Source organism: Acinetobacter sedimenti (assembly GCF_022601685.1).
Taxonomy (GTDB): domain Bacteria; phylum Pseudomonadota; class Gammaproteobacteria; order Pseudomonadales; family Moraxellaceae; genus Acinetobacter; species Acinetobacter sedimenti.
This window is the reverse complement of the sequence record NZ_JAKUML010000024.1, coordinates 1-26,518: the sequence shown is the minus strand read 5'-3', so window position 1 is coordinate 26,518 and position 26,518 is coordinate 1. Positions and strand designations below refer to the sequence as shown.

The window sequence follows — 26,518 nt, the reverse complement described above, 5'->3', positions numbered from 1 at the left end:
CTTACAATACTTGTTTAACCCAGTCATAGCGTAACTTTAGCACCTTTTGATTTGTGGTAAAGTTATCTAGACCCTAATTTAATAAGTAAATCATAAACTGAAAATTCAAAATTAGGTGGAAAATATGATAAAAAATTGGTGATGCTTGTGGGATGCGTTTCTTTTTTAAATGGATGTGCGACAATGTCTAAAACAGAATGTTTAGGAGCAGGTGACTATTCGCGATGGACTATTCTAGGGCAAAATGATGGACTAGAAGGCAAGGCACCTCAGATAGATAAACGCGGTCAAGCTTGTGCTAAACATAATATCATAATAGATTCTGAGTCTTATAAAGTCGGTTATAGGAAAGGATTAGCAGTATATTGCAAACCGCAAAATATTTTTAATTTAGCTTTGCAAGGAAAAGGACAGGGACAAGGTTCTTGGTTATTACAAAATGGTGGGTCATATACCAATTGTCCTTTAGAGTTACAGAGTGAATTGAGTTCATACTATATTGTGGGATATAACTATTATCAGGCTAAGTCACAGTTGGACAAACTTGAAAAAGGTATTGCGAGTGCTAGAAGTAGTTTGAAGGAAAGTAGTTTGAAAAGCGAGCAACGGGAGTATTATCATGGAATAATTTCTGAGAATACAGAATTATTACCTTCGGCTAAAAGTAGTTATGAAGAGGCTAGGCGTGAATTAGTACAGTTCAAAAAACAAAATGGGATGAATTGATTTGTTGTTTTTTTAAATTGTATTTATTTTTATTGATAAATATACATTTTGTAGAACTAATTAGTTGCATTGGTTTTTTACATTTATCATATATTTGGTGTATTATGAAAAAATTCATATTGTGTATAATTTCTGGGATAAGTTTATTTTCATCTAGTCTTTTAGCAAGTGAGCAAACTTTTACTATCAATAATTCTTTGGATAATTTTGCTTCTAGCCAAAAAATCTCTGAGCAGATCAATATTTTAAATCAACTAGTTGATGATATTTATACTGATGGCATTGTATTTTCATATGATGGATCAAAAACTACTGTGGATAGTTATGAGAATAATTATTTTATTTTAAATAATGTATCGATATTACTTAAAAAAGAGATATATGATAAGTATAGGAGGTATCATTCAATTAATGACTCAAAAGTTTTATTTAATGAAGTGATTAAACAATATGGTGATTATTGGATTTTTTTAACAGATCGTAAGGATTGTTGTCAAGGGAAATTGAAAATATATATTGAGCTATTAGATATTGATAATAATATAATTTCACAGCATACGGTCAGGGTTATGGATAAAGCAAATAATTCTAGAGGTGGTCTGACATTTAGTGGCTTTTTTGATACTATCGACATTTTGGAAGGAAGGAAATTGGCTGGAAAAGATATTTCACTACTTGAAACAAATTTTAATCACTTGGCTGAAGATGTTTATTTTCAGTTGCCTATTGATGATATAAAAAGAATTAAATATGTAAAATTTAGAGTGGTTAAAATATTATGAAAAATAATTTATTCGATTCTGAGCCAATGACTTTTCCCTCATGTGTACGATCATTTTGAAGAAGCTGAGATCGAGTGAGAAGTAAATCGTTCTGCTTCATAATCTGGTAAATACGCTTATGATTTACTTACTTCAGTATCAGATTACTCGTCTTTAAATTTCGATTGAAATGATCTGTAACACACCGATAGCCATTACTTGGTCGTTGGTCGCAAATTGCCCGAATCATTAGAAGCAGAATGAGGTCATCTGCCTTGTTATACTTAGAACGAGACTTAATGTTCGGTTGCTTTATACGACGATAGAAGTTTGATCTCGAAATACCAAGTGTTAGCGCTATTTGTTATAATGAGTATCGTCGGGTGGTAATAAGGGCATGTGTGATATGTACTTTTTTTGCTTGCTGCCATAATGGCCAAATATACCACGTTTTTTACAGAATCATCAGTCGGGAAGATTTTCTTTTCTTGGTCGCATGACGAATAACACTGTTCAATGATTCAAACTTGCGGAGCAATGCACCTCAGGTGGTGTAAATCGCTTTACGAATATCCATAGGGTAAGCAAAGAAAGTGTTGAGATTTGCCCAATTGACTAGCCACGATTTGCTGATTTGAGGGTATTTGTCATCCCATTTCTGACCAAATTCATCAAGAGCGTGTAAGGCTTCATCTTCGGTTACCGACTGGTAGATTTTCTTCAAATCAGAAGTAACGGCCTTATAATCTTTCCAACTGACATACTTCAAGCTATTGCGTACCATATGGATAATCCACAACTGGATATGGGTATCAGGATAGACCGTATTAATCCCATCAGGAAAGCCTTTTAATCCATCCACACATGCAATCAGTATATCTTGTAAGCCACGATTCTTCAGTTCGGTGAGAATTGATAAACAGAACTTCGCCCCTTCGTTTTCAGCCATCCACAGTCCAAGTAAGTCTTTCTGCCCCTCTGCATTGACACCCAAAGCAAGAAATACAGCCTTGTTGATGATGGTGTTGTTATGTCGCACCTTCACGACAATACAGTCTAGGTAAACGATTGGATAGAATGCATCCAAAGGGCGGTTTTGCCATTGAGTGACTTGGTCGATCACAGCATCTGTCACCTTGGAAATTAAGGTAGGAGAGACATCTGCATCGTACATTTCCTTGAACGTGGCAACGATATCTCGTGTCGTCATGCCTTGAGCATAAAGAGATAGAATTTGACTATCCATTTGCGTGATGCGCCTTGCGAAGCGCTGCTTCTCATCTACTTGATGAGCTGAGGTTCGAATGTGCCATCACGATCTCTAGGGGTATCTAGATCAAACTCACCATCATCCGTAAGTAGGCGTTTGGTTGTATAGGCATTTCGTGCATTCTTACCTGTTCTTGTGCTGTTTTTTTCATAGGCTAAATATTCAGTCAGTTCAACATTGAGTGCAGTTTCAACTGTCAGTTTTTTGAGTTCTTTACTGAAATTATTCAGGTCAGCTTCTGTTTTTAAGTTTTTGGCAAATTCTTTAGCTAATGCCAACATTGCTTCATCTTTCATAGTAAACACTTGTGTTGCCATCAACAGCGTTGAGGGAGAGTTTAAGCGTTTACACAGTTTTATTTGCAGTCTCAATTGTGATATGAGATATTTTTGCCAAACTCTAGTAAATGTACGATATCAACGACTTTTCTGTTGATCTTTCCAACGTAGTTGGTTTGATTTTTTTGACGAGTTAGGGGTTAAAATTGCTTATACGGCTCACAATTTGTTCCCCAATTTCATTTAGATAAAACGGCACAGGGAATGCTTCATTGTTACGCTCCATATTGGCGATAACTTCGTTCATAAGTTTAGTTATTCCAGAAAGTGCTCTAGTCGGGTAGGTATCAAGCCAAGATAAAGATTGAAATTCAAGTACTACATAAGCCGACAAATTCCTGATCTTCTGCTGACCACAAAATACTAAAAGTATAGGGTTGGTTATTCATCATCATAAGTAAATTTCCGTACCTTCAACTCATATGTTCCGATTGATCATTTAATCTTATTGCAAAATTTAGTTTAGCTCAGATAGTAGTTTTCCTTATTTTGGCGGTAAATTCATCGGTGTGGATTTTTCTATTTTTAAAAATGTTGGTGATTATTGTTGAATTTTTTGAAAAATAAAAGTGACCAAACTTAGTCTCAGAACCATATATAAAATGATCCTGATCTGCTTGCTTTGCTTTAATGTATTGATATACAATGATTACAGATGATGTCATTTAATGAAATTTATTATAAAAAAGTGCTCTGTACACGACAAATTTCATAGAGCCCTTGTCCTATCAGGCTTTTTCTTTCTTAAAATTGCTAGCACTTTCTTAAATTCTTCTTTTTTCCCAAAACCAATCAAACGTAGAATAGCCATTTGAACATAGTCCAAACCCTAGCGAAATAAACTTACTGAAAGTCGTCCATGCTTCTTTATTTTTATCGCTTTTTTTCGATCATGTTGCCATTCACCTGTTAAATTGAAAATTAACTGAGAAATTTGACGATAATCGAAATACTGATCTGCAAAGAAGCGTTGTATACGTCGATAAAATGATTGTGGTAAGCACTTGATGGGTAAGGCTTTAGATGCAGAAGAAAGATTACATGTCTGTTTTACAATTAATGCAAGCATAATCAGTGTAAAACATTTTACATGTGACTTGTTCCACTTTAGATATTTGTTTAAGATGAGATATAACTCATTGAAATGTGTCATCATATTCGTCGTCAGAAAACAAGTATTATGCCATTATTTCAATTAGTTATCTTTTTTGTCGTGTACAAAGAAAAAAGTGGGTGACTTTTGCCAAGGTTGGCGTCGCGAGTTCGAGTCTCGTTTCCCGCTCCAAAATTTTAAAAAGCCTTAATCAAAAGATTGAGGCTTTTTTTTATTACAACTTTTTAGAAAATTGAGAAATTAGTGGTAAATAATATTTTCATTAAACCTTAAAATCATCACCCAAATAAACACGACGTACCGTATCATTTTCCAAGATATGTTGCGGTGTGCCTTCCGCAATCACACTTCCTTCAGACACGATATACGCCTTTTCACAAATCGCCAAAGTTTCACGCACATTATGATCGGTGATAAGTACACCGATACCACGATCTTTTAAATTTTTTACAATGTCTTTGATGTCATTGACCGAGATCGGGTCAACGCCTGCGAATGGCTCATCAAGGAGCATAAATTTTGGATCAGAGGCGAGGGCACGTGCAATCTCAGCACGGCGACGTTCACCACCCGATACGCTCATACCCAGTGAATCACGAATATGAGTAATTTTAAAATCTTCCAATAATTCATCAAGACGTTGTTTGCGTTGTTGCTTGTTTAGATCATTTCGAGTTTCCAAGATCGCCATGATGTTTTGACCAATGGTCAATTTACGGAAAATAGAAGCTTCTTGAGGCAAATAGCCAATCCCCTGTCGTGCACGCTCATGCATTGATAAGCTTGATAAATCCTTATCATCTAAGTGTATTGCACCTTTGTCCATGCGTACCAAGCCCACGACCATATAGAAGCTTGTGGTTTTACCTGCGCCATTTGGACCGAGTAAGCCGACGATTTGACCGCTTTGAATCTCAAAAGAAACGTCTTTGACCACCCAGCGTTTGCTATAATTTTTTGCGAGATGTTGAATACATAATGTTTGCACGGCAGAAGTGCTCATTAATCATTTACTCCAGAAAGGCTTTGTTGTGCAGATGGTGGAATGACGATTTGAATGCGTCCTTTCTTCTGACCAGTGCTGCCGCCATCAGCTTGAATGTCGCCTTTGCTCATGCTGTATTTGAGATTTTCACCTCGGAAGGTCGCACCATTTTGGCTTAAAAAGGCATTGCCTGATAGGGTGATGATGCCAGTTTCAGCATTGTAATTAATACGTTTGCCTTCGCCACGTGCGAGCCCCTTATTGCTATCCATTTGTTGTTGGAATTTGGCAGGAGAGCCGTTGGCAGTGACGGTTTTGATTTGATTATTGCTGTTGAGATTGGCAACGATTGCATCAGCTTCAAGTTTTAAGGTGCCTTGTTGGATCACCACATTGCCTGTATACGTAGTCACACCAGTCTTTTCGTTAAAGGTCGCACGCTCTGCTTCAAGGCTAATCGGCTTTTGACGGTCACTTGCCAAAGCAAATACAGCACTACTACTCAATAATGTTGTTCCCACAATAAGCAGTGTTAAAGCTGATCGTGAAGAAAAACGATTAGGACGCTGGTTCATAAAGACCTCGAATTGCAAAAAATTCATATTCGCCAGTATTCATATTGGCTTTTAAGCCCTGACTTTGAAATTTTGCCTGTGGACTGGTGATCGTTACTGAACGATCTGTAAAGATTTGATTGGTTTTGGTATTACCATTGAGCTGATCGGTGTCAAAGGTGATGCTTGGCGTTTGTTGGTCACTGAGCTTTGATACTCGAACATTGCCGACGAGATTTACATTTTCATAATCATTAGTTGCGAAACCTTGATCGGCATGGAAGCTCGCATTGAGTTTACCATCTGCATACTGCACACCTTTCAACTGCTCAAGTACAGCATCGCCTGTTTGCATGTTCAAGGTCATGCCTTGAATCGTGGACTTGGCATACAGCTGTCCTTGTTCATCGGTTTGCGTGACCTGAATGTTCTTGGAATTGGAGTTGAGGTTGGACTGATTATTTGCCTCAAGGCGTTTACTTTTACCACTATAGTAATAAAAGCCTGCAACCACGGTTACAATGACCAGTGCAATACTGTAAAGCAGTCGTGTATCCATAGGTTAAAGCCTGTTTGCTGATAAATATTCCATTAAAATGTACTAGATTGGAAGCGTACATTATCCAATCATTTTATGCGTATATTAATGCGGTGGGTAGAGGAATTTTTCAAGGACGTTTTCATATTCGCCCTTTGCATGCAGAAGCATATCGCAGACTTCTCGGACAGCACCTCGACCACCCTCTGCTACAGTCACTAAATCGGCACGACGACGTAATTCCACATGTCCATTTGGCACGGTGATTTTCATGCCTGCCAAAGCAAAAGCAGACAGGTCAGGCCAGTCATCGCCCATATATAAGCAGTCTTCAGGCAAAAGGTTGAGCTGAGCGCAGGCTTCTCGCAGGGCAGTACCTTTGTCTTCACGCCCCTGAAAAACGAGGTCAACACCAAGATCAGACATACGTTTATCGACGATATTACTTTTTCGACCTGTGATAATGATGACTTTCATGCCGATGGATTGCACAAGCTTCATGCCCAAGCCATCACGAATATCAAAGTTTTTGATTTCATCGCCATTATTGGTAAAGGTCACAAAACCATCGCTCAGAATACCATCGACATCTAAAACCAATGCTTTGATGTGTAATGCTTTTTCAAGTAGTGCAAAAGAACCCATGTTTATACTCCTGCACTGATTAAGTCATGCATGCTAATCACACCAACGACTTTGTCCTGATCATCAACCACGACGAATTGATTGATTTTCTTTTCTTTCAATGAGTCGAGCGCAGATACTGCACGTGCATTGGCATTGATGGTGAATGGGTTTTTAGTCATCACTTCCGATACAGGGACATCTAGACTGAGTTGTTGTTCATGATCCAATAAACGACGCAAGTCACCGTCTGTAAATATGCCAAGTAATTTATGATCTTCATCGACAATGGTGGTCATTCCCAAGCGTTTGTTGGTCATCTCATACAGTGCTTTATTGAGCGGGGTATTTGCCGAAACGGTTGGCAACTCATCGCCAGTGTGCATCAAGTGTGTCACATGCAATAAAAGTCGCTTGCCTAATGCACCAGCAGGGTGTGAGCGTGCAAAATCATCTGCAGTAAAGCCACGTGCTTCAAGCAAAGCCACAGCAAGCGCATCACCAAGTGCGAGTGTTGCAGTGGTACTTGAGGTTGGCGCTAAGCCTAAAGGACACGCCTCTTGAGCTTTACCTAGTGTTAATGCAACATTGGCATTTTGTGGCATTGGACCAGTATCATCTGCACTAATGGTAATCAGTGGTACATCGAGATGTTTGATCAAAGGCATCAACATCATGATTTCATCGCTTTTACCAGAGTTGGAAATCGCAATTAACACATCACCACGAACTAGCATACCCAAATCGCCATGACCTGCTTCGCCAGGGTGCATAAAGAAAGAGGGTGTACCTGTTGAAGCAAGTGTCGCAGCCATTTTACGACCGATATGACCTGACTTGCCCATACCTGTGACGACCACACGACCTTTGCATTTCAAAATAATTTCACACGCATCAACGAAGCGTTGATCAATCTGCTGTGACAATATCTTTAAAGCTTGTTGCTCAATTTGTAAGGTTTCTAAAGCGCTTTCGATGAAATCAATATGTAGCTCATTTGCGGGCATCATGTAGCTCTGCCTAAATCTAACTTTTTCAATAATAAGTGAATAATATCATAAAACAGCTGCAAAATTTGTATAGACTTGAGCAAGGGATTTGTTTCATTTTACGTTATTAATTAGCTCTGAAAATTATAATCTTTGCATTAAATCAGTTTTATTGCTTATAAATTGGGTTCAACCAAACAGACAGGCTTTCAAACGGAATGACATCGTTTGGCAAACTTTAAAGCAATAAAAATGGCTTCTATTCAGTCAACAATATTAGTAAACGATAGAAGCCATTCAAATTTACATTTTTAAAGTTGGTGGGTTAGTTTCTACCCATCACACCTTTGATGGTATTCATCAAGTCGGCAGGTAAGACCACAGTCTTGGCATTATTCGATTTCGACATTTCCTGCATCGCTTTGACATATTGCTCACCGAGTAAATATGCCACAGGGATTTCTTTGTCACCAATTGCATCAGTGACCAGTCCAATGGCTTCTTGAGAAGCACGTGCAAGTACAACTTGCGCCTCTGCGTCACGTCTAGATGCTTCAAGGCGACCATCTGCTTCTAAGATCGCAGCTTGTTTTTCACCATCGGCTTTGGTGACTGTTGCACGGCGCTGACGTTCTGCTGCTGCTTGGGATTCCATCGCAGACTGCATGGTTGGTGATGGTTTGATGTCTTGGATTTCAACTGTTTTTAAGGTGATTCCCCAGTCGGCAATATCATCAGAAATCGCCGCTTTGAGTTTTGCCTTGATATGATCACGAGAGGACAACGCATCATCAAGATTCATCTCACCAACGATTGAACGAAGCGTTGTTTGGACTAGATTTTGGATCGCCCAAGTATAGTTTTCGATACCGTAGACTGCTTTTTCAGGGGTAGTGATATTGATGTACGACACAGCATTCATGATCAATACGGCATTATCAAGGGTAATGACTTCCTGAGAAGGAATGTCGAGTACGATGTCTTTGGTGGTGACTTTAAATGCCACTTTATCCATAAAGGGAATAATCCAGTTAATCCCCGGTGTCAACGTACGGTTGTATTTTCCCCAACGCTGTACGATGAATTTAAAGCCTTGTGGTACAATCGCCACCATGTTGTAGGCAACCACAACGGCTAATACCAGTAATATAATTACAAATTCCATGAAATTTTCCTCTTATAAAAATTCTGTTCAATGACGATGAGTGAATGATACACTTTCATCGTATTCATTATTTTGTTTGATGTGGCTGTACGACCAGTTGGTTGCCTAAGATGTCTGTGACAGTCACTCGATCACCAACAGCGACAGAAGCCAGTATTCTACAAGTCCATTCGTCTGCACCCAATACAGGCATTGGAAAGCGAACGACTGCTTCGTTATGTTCAGGTAAGATTTGAATCACCATACCTACTTGTCCAATGGTTGCTTCACGAGAAAGTCCTGCATTGGTTAAATCTTTCGAAAGTGCAGGTTTAGCAAATTTAAACCAAAGCACCATCACGATGACAGATAAAACGACCCAAATAAAGATTTGCATTGCTACGGGTAGAGTTGGCATTAACCAAACTAAACCACTGACGACGACTGCAGCCAGCCCAAACCAAAAAATGGTAAAACTTGGGATAAAAATCTCAAGCACCATCAATATCAAGCCCAGTATCAGCCAGTGCCACGGTTCGATATTATAATTCATTCGTAATGTCCTTTTTATGAAACTACTTTTTAAGCATCTTAGCTGAATTTAGTGATCATCACACTTGTTTCCACTTGTGATGATCACCTCGCTTGAATGCGTTTTAAAACTGAGCCTTTGGCGGTGCTAAAAAGGCTTGAGGTGACTGTTTAAATTCAGCGATGATTTTCTTAATTTTTGGCATCTGTTGTTGTGCTGCACGTTCACCCTCGAGGATCGACTCATTACGAGCTTCGAGATCGAGTACGCCAAGATGACCAATTTCAGGCTGAATCACCACATCAGCTTGTTTGAGTTCATTATTAATACTTTGCTGTCCCATGATGTTAATGGTTTGGTCAAGCAAGCCCAATAGACTCATAGATTTGGCATTCTTTGGACGAGCAGAGATATCCACTGCAATCACGATATCAGCGCCCATACTTTTTGCGGTGCTCACAGGAATTGGGCTCACTAAACCACCATCGACATATTTTTTCCCGCCGATCAATGCAGGAACAAAGACATTTGGAATACTGCATGAAGCACGCACAGCTTGCCCTGCATTGCCTTTTATAAAGTCAGTTTTCTTGCCTGTATTTAGCTCAGTTGCCACAGCGGCAAAGCGCTTTGGAAACTGTTGAATCGATTTATTGCCCACTTGTTGGTTGACATAGTCTTGCAACTTTTGCCCGACCACGAAACCTTGACGGCTAAGAGTGAGATCTCGAATATCAGACTCTTCAAGTTTTAGCGCAATTTCTTGCAATTGGTATGGTGTTTTTCCAGAGGCATAAATACTCCCCACAAAACTGCCTGCACTAGTACCAGTGACAATCTTGGCTTTGATGCCATGTGACTCGAGGACTTTGATCACACCAATATGGGCAAAACCTTTGGCACCACCACCGCCGAGCGCAAGGGCTATCACAGGTTCACGGGCTTTTTGTACAGGTATCGGATTTGGTTTTTTATTACCAAAGTCACATGCACTGATGGCAATGCTTAGCGCGGCAATACTGGTCAGTTTGATTAGATTGGAAGATGTGCGGGTATTTATCATGTGAATAATCATAAACATCGTAAAACTGTTCTGCTCATAGTACATGGATTTAGAGTCAGACCAAAGTGCAAAAAAGCTGTCAGCCGAACAATATTTATGCCGTACTTAGATTCAGGACTGTATTTTTTCTTTTTTGGTTTGGTACATGTTGAGATCAGCTTGCTGCGCTGCATGCAACAAACCTCGACTTGGATCACGCATTGCCATACCGAGCGCAGCAGAAATATTGGCGTGGTTGAGTGCATCTTCGAGATGTTGGCAGATTTTTTCCGCATCAACTAGCACGGTATCGACACACAAAATCGCAAATTCATCACCGCCAAGTCGGGCGATCATATGTTGATCTGAGATGGATGCTTTTAATACCTTGGCGGTGGCTTGCAATAATTCATCACCAGCAGAATGACCGAATAGATCATTGGTGATTTTGAGATCATTCAGATCGATAATGATGATCGCAACAGGATGCCCATAAAGTTTGCATCGTGCCTCTTCGGCATCAATGACATGATCCCAGCCACGGCGATTGACCAAGCTCGTGAGATGATCTGTCAATGCTTCGACTTGAAGGCGTTCTACTTGGCGAAGTTGGGCGCTGGCACGTATCTCTGCTTGTAAAATATAACTGAGAAGCGCTGCCATTTGTTCAATTAAAGGCGCTTCATCGAGTAAAGATTTGGGCTGAGGTTGCGGATCGATTGCACAAATCGTTCCAAAGATACTGCCATCTTCATGATATAGCGGCTGTCCGATATAGGCTTTGATCGGAACTTGCTGTGCAATTGGGGCATTGGCATACAGTGGAATTTCTTCAGAGCGTGGTGCGATACGGGGTGCTTTGCCTTTAACCATATGTGAGCAAAATGAATCTTCCCAACAAAATACATGACCAGGTTTGACATCATAGGCATAATCTTCAGATTGCAATACGATCCAGTCTTTATCCTCTACTCGAGTAATCATCCACAGATCGAAGCCAAATCGAGCGTGTAAAAATTTTAAAACACTTTGACCGACTTCCTGAAAATTTTTAAAACCATGTACATCCATTGACACCACCTCGCTAAACCCTTCAGATTATAGCGATGTTTAGTATTTTAAACACTTGACTTGGAAATATTATGTAACTTTCGCCAATGCGCTATTTTCATTTTCGAACAAGATTCGCTATGATATTCATTAAATTCAAAGCAATTGTTTTTTATAGAGTATTGTTCGGCGAAGTTTGCTTGATAAATAGACCAATTCCCGTGCTACTCATCATTAATGAGAAAAAATTGCATGCACAACATCAACAGCAAACAACCAAAAGCTACAGTCTGGAACAATACATGAACGCTACAGCAAAAAAATATATCGTCGCTTTTGATCAAGGCACCACCAGTTCAAGAGCGATCGTGTTTGATCATGATGCCAAAGTGGTCAGTATTGCACAGCGTGAATTTAGTCAGATCTATCCAAAATCAGGTTGGGTTGAGCATGATCCGATGGAGATTTGGGCGACACAAAGTTCGGTGTGGGTTGAGGCATTGGCACATGCAGGGATTTCGAGTGAACAAGTGGCGGCGATCGGCATTACCAACCAACGGGAAACTACGATTGTTTGGGATAAACACACAGGTAAGCCAATTTACAATGCGATCGTTTGGCAGAGCCGTCAGAGCACTGAAATCTGCAATCAATTGAAACAACAAGGTTTAGAAGAACACGTTAAAAACGTCACAGGGTTGGTAATTGATCCGTATTTTTCAGGAACAAAGATTAAATGGATTCTCGATCATGTCGAGGGTAGTCGTAAAAAAGCAGAAAAGGGTGACTTACTGTTTGGTACGGTGGACACGTGGTTAGTCTGGAAACTGACCCACGGCGAAGTGCATGTCACAGACTTTACCAATGCTTCACGCACGATGTTGTTTGATATTCACAAACTCGATTGGGACGAAACTCTACTTAAAGCATTAGATATTCCCAAAGCGATGCTCCCAGAAGTACGTTCATCTTCTGAAATTTATGGGCATACGTATACCATTAGTGGGCAAGAAACTCGCATTCCAATTGCAGGCATTGCGGGTGATCAACAAGCTGCATTGTTTGGTCAAATCTGTGTAGAGTCTGGTCAGGCAAAGAATACTTATGGTACAGGCTGTTTCTTGTTAATGAATACAGGTAAAGAAGCCGTACGTTCAGAACATGGTTTGATCACCACCATTGCTTGCGGTAAAAAAGGTGAAGTGAATTACGCCTTAGAAGGGGCAATCTTCAATGCGGGTTCAAGCGTACAGTGGCTACGTGATGAGCTCAAAGTCATTCATGATTCGCATGATTCAGAATATTACGCAACCAAAGTCAAAGACAGTAATGGTGTCTATGTCGTGCCTGCATTTACAGGGCTCGGTGCGCCATATTGGGATCCTGATGCACGTGGTGCAATTTTTGGTTTAACGCGTGGTGCAAGCTGTGAGCATATTATCCGTGCGACCTTGGAAGCGATCGCTTATCAGACTAGAGATGTCCTTGATGCAATGCAAAATGATGCGGATATTTCCCTGAAAAAATTACGTGTAGATGGCGGTGCGACAGGGAATAATTTCCTCATGCAATTCCAGTCTGATATTTTAAATGTGCCTGTAGAGCGTCCAACACTGAAAGAAACCACAGCAATGGGCGCTGCATTCTTAGCAGGTTTGGCGGTAGACTTTTGGCAAGACATTGATGAGTTGAAAGAAAAAATTTCCATCGACCAGACTTATATGCCGACGCATGATCATGACGAGATGCAAAAACTCTATAAAGGGTGGCAAAAAGCGGTAAAACGTACACGAGATTGGGAAGCAGAATAACAGCATGATCAAGGAAGAAATCTTATGGGCTTAATTCTTCGACATCAGCAAACCATCGAACTGGTCAAAGCAAGAGGCTATATCAGTATCGATGAGCTGGCACAGCATTTCAATGTCACACCGCAAACCATCCGCCGTGATATCAATCAACTCGCGGATGATGGCTTACTGCGTCGTTATCATGGTGGTGCAGCTTATGATTCATCAAGTGTTGCCAATACCGATTACAGCATGCGTGCAGTACAGTTGCTCGAAGAAAAGCGCCGTATTGCCGAGGCTGTTGCCAAAGATGTGCCAGATCACGCGTCGATCTTTATCAATATCGGTACAACCACTGAAGCGATTGCACATGCGCTGTTGCAACATAGCGGGCTCAAAGTCATTACCAATAATCTCAATGTCGCCAAAATCCTCAGCAGTAAGCAAGACTTTGAAGTGATGATCGCTAGCGGTCGAGTGCGTCCCGATGGCGGAGTGATTGGTCAGGCGACGGCTGACTTTTTTAAACAATTTAAAGTTGATTATGCTTTAGTCGGTATCAGTGGTATTGATCAAGATGGCACATTGCTCGATTTTGATTTTCAGGAAGTCTGTGTATCGCAAGCAATTATTGTTGGTGCACGACAAGTTTTCTTGGCAGCGGATAGTTCGAAATTTGGGCGAAATGCGATGAATCGTTTAGCGAATTTAGATCAAGTCGATCGCATTTATACCGACGAAATGCCTGAAAAAATTTATGCTGATCGTATTAAAGCATCTGGTGTGCCATTAATCATTGCTGAATAATTATAGCTAAATTTAGAAAAAGCATTATTAATCAGAAGATTATAAATTTTCATCATTTTGAAACTAAAAAATCATAAAATTAAAATGTTCGAAAATATTCGTTAATCGTTAAAAATAACCCTTGATTATGTTCGTTTTAAGGTTTAATATTTTCATTATAGAAAATTAATAAAAGTGTGGTGTGCAATGAAACAGTTTCAATCGTCCCAAAGTGTCTTTGATTTATTCGTCGTTGGTGGCGGGATCAATGGTGTCGGTATCGCCAATGATGCAGCAGGGCGAGGACTATCAGTATTTCTTTGTGAAAAAGACGATTTAGCTAGTCATACTTCTTCTGCGAGTAGTAAGTTGATTCATGGTGGCTTGCGCTATTTAGAACATAAAGAATTTCGGTTGGTACGTGAAGCATTGGCTGAGCGTGAAGTTCTGTTGGCTAAAGCACCGCACATTATCAAACCGATGCGTTTTATCATGCCTCATCGTCCGCACTTGCGTCCTGCATGGCTTATTCGCACAGGTTTATTTTTCTATGATCATTTGGGTAAGCGTAAAAAATTATCAGGTTCAAACAATGTCTTTTTTAAAGAAGATAGCCCGCTACAACCTGCGATCACTCGTGGTTTTGAATATTCAGACTGTACCGTTGATGATGCACGTTTAGTCGTTCTCAACGCCATGCAAGCACGTGAAAAGGGCGCACAAATCATGACACAAACTCGTTGTGTTTCGGCAAAGCGTGAAGATGGGCTGTGGGTAATTAATCTTGAAAATACGCACGGACAATTCCAAATCAAAGCCAAAGTATTGGTCAATGCAGCAGGACCGTGGGTATCGCAATTTATCCGTGAAGATGTCCAAATCATATCCCCATATGGTATTCGCCTGATTCAGGGTAGTCATATCATCGTACCAAAACTGCATGACTTGGATAAATCTTTCATCATGCAAAATGACGATGGTCGGATTGTATTTGCGATTCCTTATTTAGATAAATTTACCATGATTGGTACGACAGATCGTGAATATGAGGGCGATCCTGCCAAAGTAGCAATCACCGAAGAGGAGATTGCTTACCTGATCAAAATCAGTAATGAGCATTTCAAGGCACAACTTCAACGTGAAGATGTGGTGAGCACTTTCGCAGGTGTGCGTCCATTATGTGATGATGAGTCGGATAATCCTGCGGCGATTACCCGTGACTACACTTTGTCTTTGATCCAAGATCAGGCTGATCAAGCACCGATGCTTGCGGTATTTGGTGGGAAGTTGACGACTTATCGCAAACTTGCAGAGTCGGCGATGAAGCAATTGCGTCCATTTTTCAAAGATAAAATGCAAGCAAGTTGGACGGCAAAAGAAGCTTTACCTGGTGGTGAAAATATCACGTCGATTGAACAGTTAATTTCTGAAGTTCAAGAGAAATGTGTTGGCGTTTCAGAATGTCTTGCAACACGTTGGGTCAATGCCTACGGTTCACGAGTTTGGACGATGCTTGCGCACATTCGTAAAGTCGAAGATTTAGGTTATGACTTCGGTGAGGGCTTATATTCTCATGAAGTAGATTATCTAATTGAGCATGAGTGGGCTCGCCATAGTGCGGATATTCTATGGCGCCGTAGCAAACTAGGGTTGTCATTCCCTGCGGATAAAGTAGCAGAGTTGGATCATTATCTTTCAGAGAAGATCGTAGCGTTAGATGCGGCTTGAACCTAGTTGATCGTTCAAAATGATATAGAAAAGCAGATTCGAAAATCTGCTTTTTTTATTACTTAATTATTGAAGATTAATTCAAATCAACGGATTGGCTCACCTGATAGCGCATGTTTTTTTAACAATTCAGGTGCTTTAAAACGTGCGCCAAAACGACTTTCTAAGTCATTAGCACGTTGTAATGCTTTATCCAAACCGTATTGATTTAAGAACTGTATTGCACCGCCAGTCCACGGCGCAAAGCCAATGCCAAATATCGAACCGACATTGGCATCAACCACCGAAGTCAAAACATTTTCCTCATAGCATCGTAAGGTATCTAATGCTTGTACAAAGAGGATGCGATCAATCATATCTTGCTCGTTGATATCATGGTCTTTTTGCCAATGTGACAAACCTTCCCATAGATATTTTTTGCCATCGCTAGGGTACTCATAGAAACCTGCACCAGCAGCTTTGCCTTTGCGCTCATGTTTGTGGATCATCTCTGCAATCACGTCTTCGACAGGTGATTTCGGCAGGTCTTTGCCTTCAGCTCGGAGCGCTTTTCGAGTTTCATTGGTGACATGCTCACTCAAGCTTAGGCTGACTTCATCTTGAATGGCAAGTGGTCCAACTGGCATGCCTGCTTTGAGTGCAGCTATTTCAATCTTGGCAGGGTGTACACCCTCTGCAAGTAAACGCATACCTTCTTGTACAAAAGTGCCGAACACACGACTGGTAAAGAAGCCACGGCTATCATTGACCACGATTGGTGTTTTAGCGATCTGCTGTACAAAGTCATAGGCACGTGCCAAAGTTTCATCTGAGGTTTCATGCCCTTTGATGATTTCAACCAATTGCATCTTATCGACTGGACTAAAAAAGTGTAGCCCAATGAAGTTCTTGGCATTTTTACTGGCTTGTGCAAGCCCTGTAATTGGTAAAGTTGAGGTATTCGATGCCATCACTCCACCGTCTATCAGATACTGTTCGGCCTCTTCGGTAACTTTGGCTTTGAGTGCTTGATTTTCAAATACCGCTTCAATGATCAAGTCACAGCCTTGCAAATCTATGGCATCAGCAGTCGGTTGAATGAGCGCAAGAATTTGATCTTTTTTCTCAGCAGTCATACGACCACGTGATACACGTTTTTCGAGTAGTTTTTGGCTATACGCTTTGCCTTTTTCCGCTGCTTCAATACTGACATCTTTTAGCACAACAGGCACGCCTTTGATTGCTGTCGAGTAGGCGATGCCTGCGCCCATCATTCCTGCGCCTAATATACCGACTTTTGTCGCTTGCCATTTTTCAATGTTTTTCGGGCGACTTTCACCTGCTTTAATTGCATTCAAGCCGTGCCAAAAAGTACCGATCATATTCTTTGATACTTGACCTGTGGCAAGTTCAGTAAAATAACGACTTTCGATACGCAGTGCAGTATCGACATCGACCTGCGCACCTTCAACGGCCGCCGCCATGATCGCCTCAGGTGCAGGATAACAGCCTTTGGTTTTGCTACGGAGCATCGCAGGGGCAATGGCAAGGACTTGCGCAACAGCAGGTGTTTTCGGATCGCCACCTGGGATTTTGTAGCCTTTCACATCGAAAGGTTGCTGACTTTTTGGATTAGACTTTACCCACGCTTTGGCTTTGTCGAGTAACTCTTCATTAGAGCTTGCTGTTTCATGTATTAAGCCGAGTTCAACGGCTTGTTCAACGCCAAATTGTTTACCTTCCATGAGGAATGGAAAAGCTGTTTGAAGCCCAAGCAAACGCACCATGCGGACGATACCACCGCCTCCCGGAAGCAGTCCTAAAGTGACTTCGGGTAAGCCAAATTTTGCTTTAGCATCTTGCAGGGCAATACGATGATGACAACCTAAAGCTAGCTCCCAACCGCCACCAAGTGCTGTACCGTTCAAACAAGCTATCACAGGCACGCCAAGCGTTTCGATCTGACGAAATTGCACTTTCATGCTTTCGATCATGTTGAAAAATTCTGTGGCATGTTCAGGTGTGGCTTGAATGAGTTCATCCAAGTCACCGCCTGCAAAAAAGGTCTTTTTCGCTGAGGTGAAAATAATCCCTGCAATTTGCTCTTTCTCTGCAAGTATTTTCGTCGTAGTTGCTTCTAGGGCCTCACGGAAATCTGCATTCATGGTATTGGCAGATTGATTCGGTGAATCTAAAGTTAAAATCACGATGTTGTCGGCATCTTTTTTATATTGAATTGCGCTCATTATGATGTCCTGATATTGATGTAATTACTTAAAATCTGAAATTTAAATTACTAAAAATGTCGGCGAGGCAGGGCTTGCGAGGCGAGGCAGATCGAAAAAAGCGCAGTTGACATTCGGTCAATGAGTATTTTTTTGATCAACGCAACGAAGCAAGAACCACATAGCCAGTTTTTAGACTCGCTCAATAATTGTGGCAATACCCATCCCACCACCAACGCACAACGTCGCCAAACCACGCTTTAAATTTCGGCGTTCCAACTCATCGAGTAATGTTCCGAGAATCATTGCGCCAGTTGCGCCAAGCGGATGTCCCATGGCAATCGCACCACCATTGACATTGACCTTATCCATCGGCACGTTCAGCTCATTGACGAAACGCATCACCACTGCGGCAAAGGCTTCATTGACTTCAAATAAATCAATATCGTCAATGGTAAGTCCTGCTTTGGATAAGGCTTTGCGTGCCGCAGGTGCTGGCCCTGTGAGCATGATGGTTGGATCAGTACCGACCAATGCAGTAGACAGGATTTTTGCACGAGGTTTGAGATTCAGCTCTTGAGCCATTTTCTCTGAACCAATCAAGACAAGTGCTGCACCATCGACGATGCCTGAGGAGTTGCCTGCATGATGCACGTGATTGACTTTTTGCGCTTCAGGATACTTTTGTAGTGCCACTGCATCGAAGCCCATATTGCCCATCATCTCAAAACTTGGGTTGAGCTTGGCGAGATTCTCCGCTGTGGTATTACCACGGATGAATTCATCTCTATCTAAAATCGTCACGCCAGCCTGATCTTTGACAGGGACAATGGATTTTTCAAAATAACCATTGGCTTGTGCATTGGCCGCTTTTTGTTGTGAATTGACCGCAAAGGCATCGACATCGGCACGGCTATAACCATCAAGTGTGGCAATCAAATCTGCACCGACACCTTGCGGGACAAAGGCAGATTTTAGATTGGTTTCAGGATCAAGCGCCCACGGTCCACCATCCGAACCCATTGGGATGCGTGACATGGACTCAACACCGCCTGCCACGATCAAATCTTCCCAACCTGAGCGGACTTTTTGTGCAGCGAGATTGACCGCTTCTAAGCCTGATGCACAAAAACGATTGATCTGTACACCTGCGACATGGTCACTCCAACCTGCGGCAATGGCAGCGGTTTTGGCAATATCGCCACCTTGATCACCAATCGGCGTGACACAGCCGAGAATCACATCTTCGACTTTGGAGGTATCGAGTTGATTGCGCTGTTCTAAGGCGTGAAGAAGGGTGGTAACGAGGGAGATGGGTTTGACTTCGTACAGGCTACCGTCTTTTTTTCCTTTCCCACGTGGGGTGCGGACGGCATCAAAAATATAAGCCTCGCTCATGTGCAATTCCTATGTCTATTCAAAAAATTCCTGCATGTAGTGTACAGAATCGACGTTGATCTGCAATGACACGAATGTTTAATAGCAGTGATGGAAAATGCTAGTTTGTGCAATTTATTTGAGAGATACGCTTTATTGCATCTTCTTCATAAAAATTTTGAGAAAAAACTGTTAGAATACAGCCTCTAAAAAAATTGATGAACATTTGAGAGTTATTATGTCACTGGAAGCCTTGACCGCTGAAGCGCTGACGGCGATTGCCGAAGCCAATGAACTTGCCACACTTGATCAAGTTCGTGTGCAATTTACAGGGAAAAAGAGTCAACTTGCAGAACAGTCTAAAGCCTTAGGCAAAATGGATCCTGAACAACGTAAAGTTGAAGGGGCAAAAATACATGCCGTGCGTGAGTCGATCAACAATGCTTTGACCGCACGTCAAGCTGAGCTACAACAGCAAGCCTTGACGGCGAAACTTGCCAGCGAAACCATTGATATTAGCCTACCAGGTCGTGGTCAGCAGGTCGGTAGCATTCATCCAGTGACTCAAGTACGAGAGCGGATCAGTCAATTTTTTACCAAAGCAGGCTTCGTGGTGGCAGAAGGGCCTGAAGTTGAAGATGATTATCACAACTTTGAAGCCTTGAATATTCCAAGTCATCACCCTGCACGTGCCATGCACGATACCTTTTATTTTGATGCTCAGCATTTATTGCGTACGCATACATCGGGTGTGCAAATCCGTACCATGGAAACGGCAAAACCGCCGATTCGCATTATTTGCCCAGGTCGTGTCTATCGCTGTGACTCGGATCAAACCCACTCGCCGATGTTCCATCAGATCGAAGGGTTATACGTCACCGAAAACACCAACTTTACCGAATTTAAAGGCATCATCATCAATTTATTAGAAGCCTTTTTTGAAAAAGAACTCACCGTGCGTTTCCGTCCATCGTATTTCCCATTTACCGAGCCAAGTGCCGAAGTGGACATTATGGATGAGCGTGGCAAATGGCTTGAAGTCATGGGCTGTGGCATGGTGCATCCGGCCGTGCTGCAAAATTGTGGAATCGACCCAGAGCAATATTCAGGCTTTGCGTTTGGATTAGGGATAGAGCGTTTCGCTATGTTGCGTTATGGCGTGAATGATTTGCGCATGTTCTATCAAAATGACGTGCGTTTCTTACGTCAATTCGCCTAAGTCCAAGTCCAAAGTTTGAGGAAAATGAAATGAAAATTAGTGAAAATTGGTTGCGTGCTTGGGTGAATCCTGCAGTCGATAGCGACACATTGGCAGATCAACTGACCATGCTTGGTCTTGAGATTGACGACAGCTCGCCAGTAGCAAAACCATTTACTGGCGTTGTAGTCGGTGAAGTGTTGACGGTAGAGCAACATCCTGATGCTGATCGCCTACGTGTCACGACAGTAAATATTGGCGAAGCTGAACCAGTGCAAATCGTCTGTGGTGCGCCGAACGTGACCGTTGGTATGAAAGCGCCAGTGGCAACCATCGGTGCAGTTTTACCAGATGATTTTAAAATTAAAAAAGGCAAACTGCGTGGCGTGGAGTCACATGGGATGCTGTGCGGTGCATCAGAGATTGATTTAGAAGATCAAATTGACGGTTTATTAGAGTTGCCTGCGGACGCGCCTGTTGGTGTCAATATCCGTGAGTATCTCAAGCTCGATGATCGTGTCATCGACATCAGTATCACGCCAAACCGTGGCGACTGTTTTAGTATTCGTGGTATCGCTCGGGAAGTTGCTGTAATCAATCAACTCAGCACACAAGCACCTGAAATTCAAGCCGTGCCAGCGACGATTTCAGCGCAAAAAACGGTGAATGTGACCACGGAAGCCTCACCTCGCTATCTTGGTCGTGTCATTCAAAATGTCAATACCAAAGCACCGACACCAGACTGGATGGCACAAGCGCTGACTAATTCAGGGATTCGTAGTCACAGTATTTTGGTTGATATTACCAATTATGTCTTGCTTGAACTTGGTCAGCCTTTGCATGCTTTTGATGCGGATAAAATCGAAGGCGCCGTGCATGTTCGTCAAGCGACGCAAGGCGAAAAACTGGTATTGCTCAATGACCAAGAAGTGGAATTACAAAATGATGTGACCGTCATTGCCGATGATCAAAAAGTCTTGGCAATTGGTGGCATCATGGGCGGACTATCATCGAGTGTGACCGACGATACCCAAAACATTTTCCTTGAAAGTGCATTCTTTGCACCACTTGCGATCGCAGGGCGTGCACGCCGTTTCGGTCTACATACCGATGCTTCGCAACGTTTTGAGCGTGGTGTGGATTTTGAATTGCCTGCTTTGGGCATGGATCGTGCCAGTCAATTGATTCAACAATTGGCAGGTGGTGAGTTCGGTGAAGTGACCACAGTTGAAAACGTCGCTCTTTTGCCAAAGCGTACAGCAATTCAATTGAGCCAAGCGCAGGTGGATAAATTACTCGGTTTCCATGTTGAAGCATCATTTATTCAAGATGTGTTGACTCGACTCGAATGTGATGTGGTTGCACAAGGTGATGCAGATAATCAAACTTGGTCGGTGACTCCGCCATCGCATCGTTATGATTTAGCGATTTATCAAGATTTGATCGAAGAAATTGCCCGTATTTACGGTTATGACAATATTCCAACGACTAAGCCGAATATGCAAATCACTTTGGAAAATTATCAAGATCAAAGTGAAATAGGGCAGTTGCGTCAGACTTTGGTGGCCCTCGGCTATCAAGAGGCGATTAGCTTTAGCTTTGTCGATGCAAAACTAGAAAAACAGCTCAATCCACAGGTCAATGCCTTAGCCCTTGCCAATCCGATTTCTAGTGACTTGGCGGTGATGCGTAGCACATTATTGTCTAGTTTGATTCCATGTGTGCAATACAACTTAAACCGTCAGCAAGATCGTGTACGCTTCTTCGAGCTTGGCTTGCGTTTTGATTATCAGACAGCAACGTCTATCCATGATCTGAAACAAATTCCGACTTTGGCGATGATCGCCGTTGGCTCAAAAGCACCTGAGCAGTGGCATGTCAAAACGCAAGACATGGATTTTTACGATCTCAAAGGTGAAGTCGAAGCTTTAATTGACACTGCACATATCAATGTTGAATATCAACGCTCTGACCGTGTGTGGTTGCATCCAGGTCAGTCGGCTGAGATAGTCATCAACGGTCAGTCGGTGGGCTATTTCGGACGTTTACACCCATCATTAGAAGCAGAATTAGATCTCGGTGTAACTTGGGTTGCGGAAATGGATCAGAGCCTGCTTTTGCAACCGTATGTATATAATTTTACAGAATTATCACGATTTCCTTCAGTTCGACGTGATATTGCACTTGTAATTGATGCTAATATTGCGTTAAGTTCAATAGAAACAACGATCAAGCAATCTGCGGGTGAGTTTTTGTCAGCGAGTTGGTTGTTTGATGTCTACACAGGACAAGGCGTTGAAACTGGACACCGTTCATTAGCTTTTGCTTTGCTTTTCCAACATCCTTCACGTACATTAGAAGATGCGGAAATAAAACAAGCGATGGATCGTGTAATTGAAAGCCTAGAAACAACGTATAAAGCAAAATTGAGGGCCTCATGACAGCATTAACAAAAGCCGAGATGGCAGATCACCTAAGTGAGAAGACCAACTTAAATCGTAGGGAAGCGAAGCAATTGGTTGAGTTATTTTTCAACGAGTTGAGTCAGGCTTTGATCGATGGCGATCAAGTCAAACTTTCGGGTTTTGGTAATTTTGAACTGCGTGACAAACGACAGCGTCCAGGTCGTAATCCAAAAACGGGTGAAGAGATTCCTATCACTGCACGTCGTGTCGTAACTTTCCGTGCGGGTCAGAAGTTTAGACAACGTGTGGAAAATGAACAAATTGATGACTAATCGTCGATGTGTATATGAATGAAAAAAATAGGGCTTCGATGGAAGCCTTATTTTTTTATGCTATTTTGATCGGCACTGATGATATAACAATTAAGTCACCTCATGACCAACAATCCACAACGCAACTCACAATCTGCACAGCCAATCCAATCGGCACAACCTATATATTCTAAAAATCCGCATTTTAGCCTATGGCTATTACTCAGCCTGTATTTGGCGCAAGGTTTACCCGTCGGTTTTATGACCCAAGCCTTGCCTGTATTGCTACGTCATTATGGCGTATCACTTGCAGAGATTGGGGTGTCAGGTATATTGATGTTGCCGTGGGCGATTAAATTCTTATGGGCACCTGTAGTCGATCAATATGGTCATCGACGTTTAGGGCATTATCGGGCGTGGATTATTTTCACCCAAAGTTTGACTTTAATTTGCTTGATTGTTTTGGCATTTTTACCGATTGATCAAATGGAAAATCCTGCGATTCTATGGGGATTATTTACGGTACTATTTTGTCTCAATCTATTTTGTGCAACACAAGATATTGCCACTGATGGCTTGGCGGTGAATATTTTAAAGAAGGGGCAACTCCACTGGGGCAATAGCTTCCAAGTGATTGGCTCACGGCTCGGTTTCTTGATTGGTGGTGGAGCAGTGTTGTATGCGATCGATTTACTGTCTTGGAAAATGACATTTCTATTGCTTAGTCTTGGGGTTTTTCTAAATAGTATTCCCGTATTGTTTTATAAAGAACCGCAGAAAGTTCAAAGTAAAATTACAATAGATTCCGTCGCTAAAGATTCCATTCTGCTCAAGTTTCAACAAGGCTTGGTATATCTTTGGCAAAATACTGAATTAAAATTATGGTTTTTCGTGTTACTGACTTACAAAGTTGTTGATGGTTTAAGTGGTCCAATTATTAAACCGATGATGATTGATATGGGGCTCAGCCTAGCGCAGATCGGCTTAAACGTGACGGTATTTGGTGCAGTCTGTGCGTTGCTTGGTGCATTATTGGCAGGTTTGATGATTCGTCAGTTTGGACTGCAAAGCATGTTTGTATGCTTTGCAATATTGCAAAGTTTAGCGATTATTTATTATGTGATTTTAGCCTATCTATTTGAAAATCATATTTTATTTTCTCAGTTTCATTTGTATATTGCCAATGCTTTAGAAGAATTTTGCTCCGCTTTGGCATTGGTGGCGATGCTAAGCTTGATTATGCGATATGCACGTCAGCATATGGCAGGCACGGATTTTACCTTTCATGTGGCGATCATGAGTATGGTGAGTGGTGTACTATATGTGGTAAGTGGTGGCTTAGCGGAGTATTTAGGGTATTTTCAGACTTTGCTATTGATCTTTATTGCGTCGCTATGTTGCTTGATTCCAAAGATTAGATGGTATGTGTATCAACGCTCAGTGACGAATGAATCCCACTGATGCGTTTCCGTTTGGCATAAGTATTGCATTTTTATGACAGTTGCATATCGACGCTGATATTGCACACGGTCAAAGATGCCCAAATACACTTCTCGCTTAAAGCGTGATGAAGATGGGCATCTATCCATTCGATGAATTTTTCCTAGATTTCCTATTTTCATAACACCACCTTAAGCAGAAGAAAGTTGGCACTGTAATTCACAGTCAATCCATATGATGAAAACCTGCTTGCCTGGGGAATTTTATGAAAAAATTTGCACTTCATACCACCACTGTCGCTGTATTCCTTGCTTCCAATGCTGTGATTGCATCACCATTTATTGATGATGCAAAAGTCAATGCAGATCTCCGTCTGCGTTATGAAAATGTCGATATGGACAATACAAAAATAGATGCCGATGCTTTGACGGCAAGGGCTAGATTGGGCGTTATTTCGGGCGTATTTAATGGACTGAGTGTAGGTGTAGAGGGGGAAGCGACTGCTGAAATTAGTGATAAATTTAACAGCACACGCAATGGGCAGGGCGATTACAACACCGTAGTTGATCCAGAATCCTATGAGCTGAATAAGCTGTGGTTGAAGTATCAATTTCCTGTTGATGGATTTTTAAAGGGTAGTGATATTACTGTCGGTCGCCAATCGATTAACTTAGATAATCAACGCTTCGTTGGTGGTGTGGCATGGCGTCAAAATGAACAAACCTATGATGTGGCCAGTTTAAACTTAAAATTCACGCCAAACTTTGCGCTGTACTATGCTTATATTGATCAAGTGAATATCATCTTTGGTAGTGAAGATGCGACACCTGTAGTCAATAATGTCGCACAGCCGAGTGAAGTTGATAGCGAGTCACACTTGATACAATTGCGCTATAAAGTCGGTGAATCGTTCAATGCGGTTGCTTATGGTTATCTATTGGACTTGCAATATTGGAGTGCGGATACTTTAAGTAGCCAAACGATCGGTGCTCGTATTCATGGCAAGATCCCAAGCTTGCCACTACGCTACGTTGCTGAATATGCGACACAACAAGATTATGCAGATAATCCAATCGACTATGAGGCGGATTATTACAATGTTGAGTTGGCATATCTTCTCCCTGCCAGTGTGATCAAAGGTGAGATTGCAACAGGCTATGAAGTGCTTGGCAGTGACGAAGGCGTTCGAGGCTTTCAAACGCCATTGGGTACAAAGCATAAATTTAACGGTTGGAATGATTTATTCTTAAATACACCTGCCGACGGATTGTCGGATAGTTATTTGAGTTTTAAGGTGAATCCGATCGAGAAAGTCAGCTTAGGTGGTGAATATCACTACTACACAACCGATGAAAATAGCCGTTACTTAGGGCAAGAATATGGGTTAGTTTTAAGCTCAGCTTTACCACTCAAAGGGACAAATGTGCTGACTAAATGGAGCAACTTTGAAAGCGAAGATGCAAGCTTGGTTGATACTCGTAAAGTTTGGGTGCAAATGGAATATAAATACTAAATCAGTATAAGCAAGAAAAAGTAAGGGTCTAGATAACTTTAGAGTGGATTCTCTCTTAATTCTTTGAGTAGTTTAGCATAGAGGTTTTCATGTCGATGG

At 41.7% G+C, this 26,518-nt stretch carries 21 protein-coding genes and 2 pseudogenes; 10 read left to right on the top strand and 13 right to left on the bottom strand.

Translation table 11 applies throughout. The features are described 5' to 3' along the window. Positions 1-183 precede the first annotated feature (183 nt). Entirely contained in the window at positions 184-726 is a 543-nt protein-coding gene (locus MKI79_RS11390) for a DUF2799 domain-containing protein (RefSeq protein WP_241573756.1), read from the top strand. 104 nt (positions 727-830) lie between these two features. Next, a complete protein-coding gene (locus MKI79_RS11385; RefSeq protein ID WP_241573754.1) occupies positions 831-1,508 on the top strand; it encodes a hypothetical protein in 678 nt (225 codons plus the stop codon). A 275-nt stretch (positions 1,509-1,783) separates the two neighbouring features. Here the strand turns inward: MKI79_RS11385 and MKI79_RS11380 are convergent. The 11 genes and pseudogenes from MKI79_RS11380 to MKI79_RS11330 all read right to left on the bottom strand — a co-directional run bounded on the left by MKI79_RS11380 (position 1,784) and on the right by MKI79_RS11330 (position 11,688). Then, a pseudogene (locus MKI79_RS11380) lies at positions 1,784-3,053 on the bottom strand (IS256 family transposase). A gap of 751 nt (positions 3,054-3,804) precedes the next feature. Continuing rightward, positions 3,805-4,248, bottom strand: a pseudogene (locus tag MKI79_RS11375) (hypothetical protein). Positions 4,249-4,471: 223 nt separating this feature from the next. Beyond that, the gene (lptB, locus tag MKI79_RS11370; protein WP_241573751.1) at positions 4,472-5,212 is read right to left on the bottom strand and encodes an LPS export ABC transporter ATP-binding protein; all 741 of its coding nucleotides are present in this window, start codon (positions 5,210-5,212) and stop codon (positions 4,472-4,474) included. Continuing rightward, positions 5,212-5,769: a lipopolysaccharide transport periplasmic protein LptA gene (gene lptA / locus MKI79_RS11365; RefSeq protein ID WP_241573749.1), complete on the bottom strand. Its 558-nt coding sequence runs from the start codon at positions 5,767-5,769 to the stop codon at positions 5,212-5,214. Before lptA ends, lptB begins: the two co-directional genes overlap by 1 nt. After that, the gene (gene lptC / locus MKI79_RS11360; protein WP_241573747.1) at positions 5,753-6,307 is read right to left on the bottom strand and encodes an LPS export ABC transporter periplasmic protein LptC; all 555 of its coding nucleotides are present in this window, start codon (positions 6,305-6,307) and stop codon (positions 5,753-5,755) included. The genes lptA and lptC overlap by 17 nt, the downstream gene beginning before the upstream one ends. Before the next feature lie 84 nt (positions 6,308-6,391). Beyond that, a complete protein-coding gene (locus tag MKI79_RS11355) occupies positions 6,392-6,931 on the bottom strand; it encodes a KdsC family phosphatase (protein ID WP_241573745.1) in 540 nt (179 codons plus the stop codon). 2 nt (positions 6,932-6,933) lie between these two features. Next, positions 6,934-7,917: a KpsF/GutQ family sugar-phosphate isomerase gene (locus tag MKI79_RS11350; protein WP_241573758.1), complete on the bottom strand. Its 984-nt coding sequence runs from the start codon at positions 7,915-7,917 to the stop codon at positions 6,934-6,936. 307 nt (positions 7,918-8,224) lie between these two features. Continuing rightward, a complete protein-coding gene (locus MKI79_RS11345) occupies positions 8,225-9,064 on the bottom strand; it encodes an SPFH domain-containing protein (protein WP_241573742.1) in 840 nt (279 codons plus the stop codon). 67 nt (positions 9,065-9,131) lie between these two features. Next, the gene (locus MKI79_RS11340; protein WP_241573739.1) at positions 9,132-9,596 is read right to left on the bottom strand and encodes an NfeD family protein; all 465 of its coding nucleotides are present in this window, start codon (positions 9,594-9,596) and stop codon (positions 9,132-9,134) included. Positions 9,597-9,699: 103 nt separating this feature from the next. Then, a complete protein-coding gene (locus MKI79_RS11335) occupies positions 9,700-10,638 on the bottom strand; it encodes a patatin-like phospholipase family protein (RefSeq protein ID WP_241573738.1) in 939 nt (312 codons plus the stop codon). A gap of 111 nt (positions 10,639-10,749) precedes the next feature. Continuing rightward, positions 10,750-11,688: a sensor domain-containing diguanylate cyclase gene (locus tag MKI79_RS11330; protein WP_241573735.1), complete on the bottom strand. Its 939-nt coding sequence runs from the start codon at positions 11,686-11,688 to the stop codon at positions 10,750-10,752. 281 nt (positions 11,689-11,969) lie between these two features. On the opposite strand from MKI79_RS11330, the gene glpK reads away from it, so the two are divergent. The 3 genes from glpK (at position 11,970) to glpD (ending at position 15,971) form a co-directional block, all read left to right on the top strand. After that, positions 11,970-13,478, top strand: coding sequence for a glycerol kinase GlpK (glpK, locus tag MKI79_RS11325; RefSeq protein ID WP_241573733.1), 1,509 nt, complete (start codon positions 11,970-11,972; stop codon positions 13,476-13,478). A gap of 24 nt (positions 13,479-13,502) precedes the next feature. After that, positions 13,503-14,264, top strand: a complete 762-nt coding sequence (locus MKI79_RS11320; protein WP_241573729.1) for a DeoR/GlpR family DNA-binding transcription regulator — start codon at positions 13,503-13,505, stop codon at positions 14,262-14,264. Positions 14,265-14,450: 186 nt separating this feature from the next. Then, a complete protein-coding gene (glpD, locus tag MKI79_RS11315) occupies positions 14,451-15,971 on the top strand; it encodes a glycerol-3-phosphate dehydrogenase (RefSeq protein WP_241573726.1) in 1,521 nt (506 codons plus the stop codon). A gap of 86 nt (positions 15,972-16,057) precedes the next feature. On the opposite strand, the gene MKI79_RS11310 is transcribed toward glpD, so the two are convergent. Beyond that, on the bottom strand, positions 16,058-18,196 hold the full coding sequence (locus MKI79_RS11310) for a 3-hydroxyacyl-CoA dehydrogenase NAD-binding domain-containing protein (protein ID WP_241573723.1): 2,139 nt from the start codon (positions 18,194-18,196) through the stop codon (positions 16,058-16,060). A gap of 171 nt (positions 18,197-18,367) precedes the next feature. Next, positions 18,368-19,573, bottom strand: a complete 1,206-nt coding sequence (locus MKI79_RS11305) for an acetyl-CoA C-acetyltransferase (protein ID WP_241573720.1) — start codon at positions 19,571-19,573, stop codon at positions 18,368-18,370. A gap of 217 nt (positions 19,574-19,790) precedes the next feature. On the opposite strand from MKI79_RS11305, the gene pheS reads away from it, so the two are divergent. The 5 genes from pheS to MKI79_RS11280 all read left to right on the top strand — a co-directional run bounded on the left by pheS (position 19,791) and on the right by MKI79_RS11280 (position 26,419). Next, the gene (pheS, locus tag MKI79_RS11300; RefSeq protein ID WP_241573717.1) at positions 19,791-20,771 is read left to right on the top strand and encodes a phenylalanine--tRNA ligase subunit alpha; all 981 of its coding nucleotides are present in this window, start codon (positions 19,791-19,793) and stop codon (positions 20,769-20,771) included. 29 nt (positions 20,772-20,800) lie between these two features. Then, positions 20,801-23,191 (top strand): phenylalanine--tRNA ligase subunit beta, encoded by a 2,391-nt coding sequence (gene pheT, locus MKI79_RS11295; protein ID WP_241573715.1) that lies wholly within the window; start codon positions 20,801-20,803, stop codon positions 23,189-23,191. Then, a complete protein-coding gene (locus tag MKI79_RS11290; protein WP_241573712.1) occupies positions 23,188-23,487 on the top strand; it encodes an integration host factor subunit alpha in 300 nt (99 codons plus the stop codon). The genes pheT and MKI79_RS11290 overlap by 4 nt, the downstream gene beginning before the upstream one ends. Positions 23,488-23,589: 102 nt before the next feature. Continuing rightward, positions 23,590-24,927, top strand: coding sequence for an MFS transporter (locus MKI79_RS11285; RefSeq protein WP_241573707.1), 1,338 nt, complete (start codon positions 23,590-23,592; stop codon positions 24,925-24,927). Between the two features lie 244 nt (positions 24,928-25,171). Then, a complete protein-coding gene (locus MKI79_RS11280) occupies positions 25,172-26,419 on the top strand; it encodes an alginate export family protein (protein WP_241573704.1) in 1,248 nt (415 codons plus the stop codon). Positions 26,420-26,518: the final 99 nt, after the last annotated feature.

Excerpts from the sequence above, each read along its gene's own strand:
- MKI79_RS11285 (WP_241573707.1), top strand. The coding sequence starts at position 23,590 with ATGACCAACAATCCACAACGCAACTCACAATCTGCACAGCCAATCCAA.
- MKI79_RS11320 (WP_241573729.1), top strand. The coding sequence starts at position 13,503 with ATGGGCTTAATTCTTCGACATCAGCAAACCATCGAACTGGTCAAAGCA.
- MKI79_RS11335 (WP_241573738.1), bottom strand. The coding sequence starts at position 10,638 with ATGATAAATACCCGCACATCTTCCAATCTAATCAAACTGACCAGTATT.
- lptC (WP_241573747.1), bottom strand. The coding sequence starts at position 6,307 with ATGGATACACGACTGCTTTACAGTATTGCACTGGTCATTGTAACCGTG.
- lptB (WP_241573751.1), bottom strand. The coding sequence starts at position 5,212 with ATGAGCACTTCTGCCGTGCAAACATTATGTATTCAACATCTCGCAAAA.
- MKI79_RS11350 (WP_241573758.1), bottom strand. The coding sequence starts at position 7,917 with ATGCCCGCAAATGAGCTACATATTGATTTCATCGAAAGCGCTTTAGAA.
- lptA (WP_241573749.1), bottom strand. The coding sequence starts at position 5,769 with ATGAACCAGCGTCCTAATCGTTTTTCTTCACGATCAGCTTTAACACTG.
- MKI79_RS11280 (WP_241573704.1), top strand. The coding sequence starts at position 25,172 with ATGAAAAAATTTGCACTTCATACCACCACTGTCGCTGTATTCCTTGCT.
- MKI79_RS11305 (WP_241573720.1), bottom strand. The coding sequence starts at position 19,573 with ATGAGCGAGGCTTATATTTTTGATGCCGTCCGCACCCCACGTGGGAAA.
- MKI79_RS11390 (WP_241573756.1), top strand. The coding sequence starts at position 184 with ATGTCTAAAACAGAATGTTTAGGAGCAGGTGACTATTCGCGATGGACT.
- MKI79_RS11290 (WP_241573712.1), top strand. The coding sequence starts at position 23,188 with ATGACAGCATTAACAAAAGCCGAGATGGCAGATCACCTAAGTGAGAAG.
- glpD (WP_241573726.1), top strand. The coding sequence starts at position 14,451 with ATGAAACAGTTTCAATCGTCCCAAAGTGTCTTTGATTTATTCGTCGTT.
- MKI79_RS11355 (WP_241573745.1), bottom strand. The coding sequence starts at position 6,931 with ATGGGTTCTTTTGCACTACTTGAAAAAGCATTACACATCAAAGCATTG.
- MKI79_RS11340 (WP_241573739.1), bottom strand. The coding sequence starts at position 9,596 with ATGAATTATAATATCGAACCGTGGCACTGGCTGATACTGGGCTTGATA.
- pheS (WP_241573717.1), top strand. The coding sequence starts at position 19,791 with ATGTCACTGGAAGCCTTGACCGCTGAAGCGCTGACGGCGATTGCCGAA.
- MKI79_RS11310 (WP_241573723.1), bottom strand. The coding sequence starts at position 18,196 with ATGAGCGCAATTCAATATAAAAAAGATGCCGACAACATCGTGATTTTA.
- pheT (WP_241573715.1), top strand. The coding sequence starts at position 20,801 with ATGAAAATTAGTGAAAATTGGTTGCGTGCTTGGGTGAATCCTGCAGTC.
- MKI79_RS11330 (WP_241573735.1), bottom strand. The coding sequence starts at position 11,688 with ATGGATGTACATGGTTTTAAAAATTTTCAGGAAGTCGGTCAAAGTGTT.
- MKI79_RS11385 (WP_241573754.1), top strand. The coding sequence starts at position 831 with ATGAAAAAATTCATATTGTGTATAATTTCTGGGATAAGTTTATTTTCA.
- MKI79_RS11345 (WP_241573742.1), bottom strand. The coding sequence starts at position 9,064 with ATGGAATTTGTAATTATATTACTGGTATTAGCCGTTGTGGTTGCCTAC.
- glpK (WP_241573733.1), top strand. The coding sequence starts at position 11,970 with ATGAACGCTACAGCAAAAAAATATATCGTCGCTTTTGATCAAGGCACC.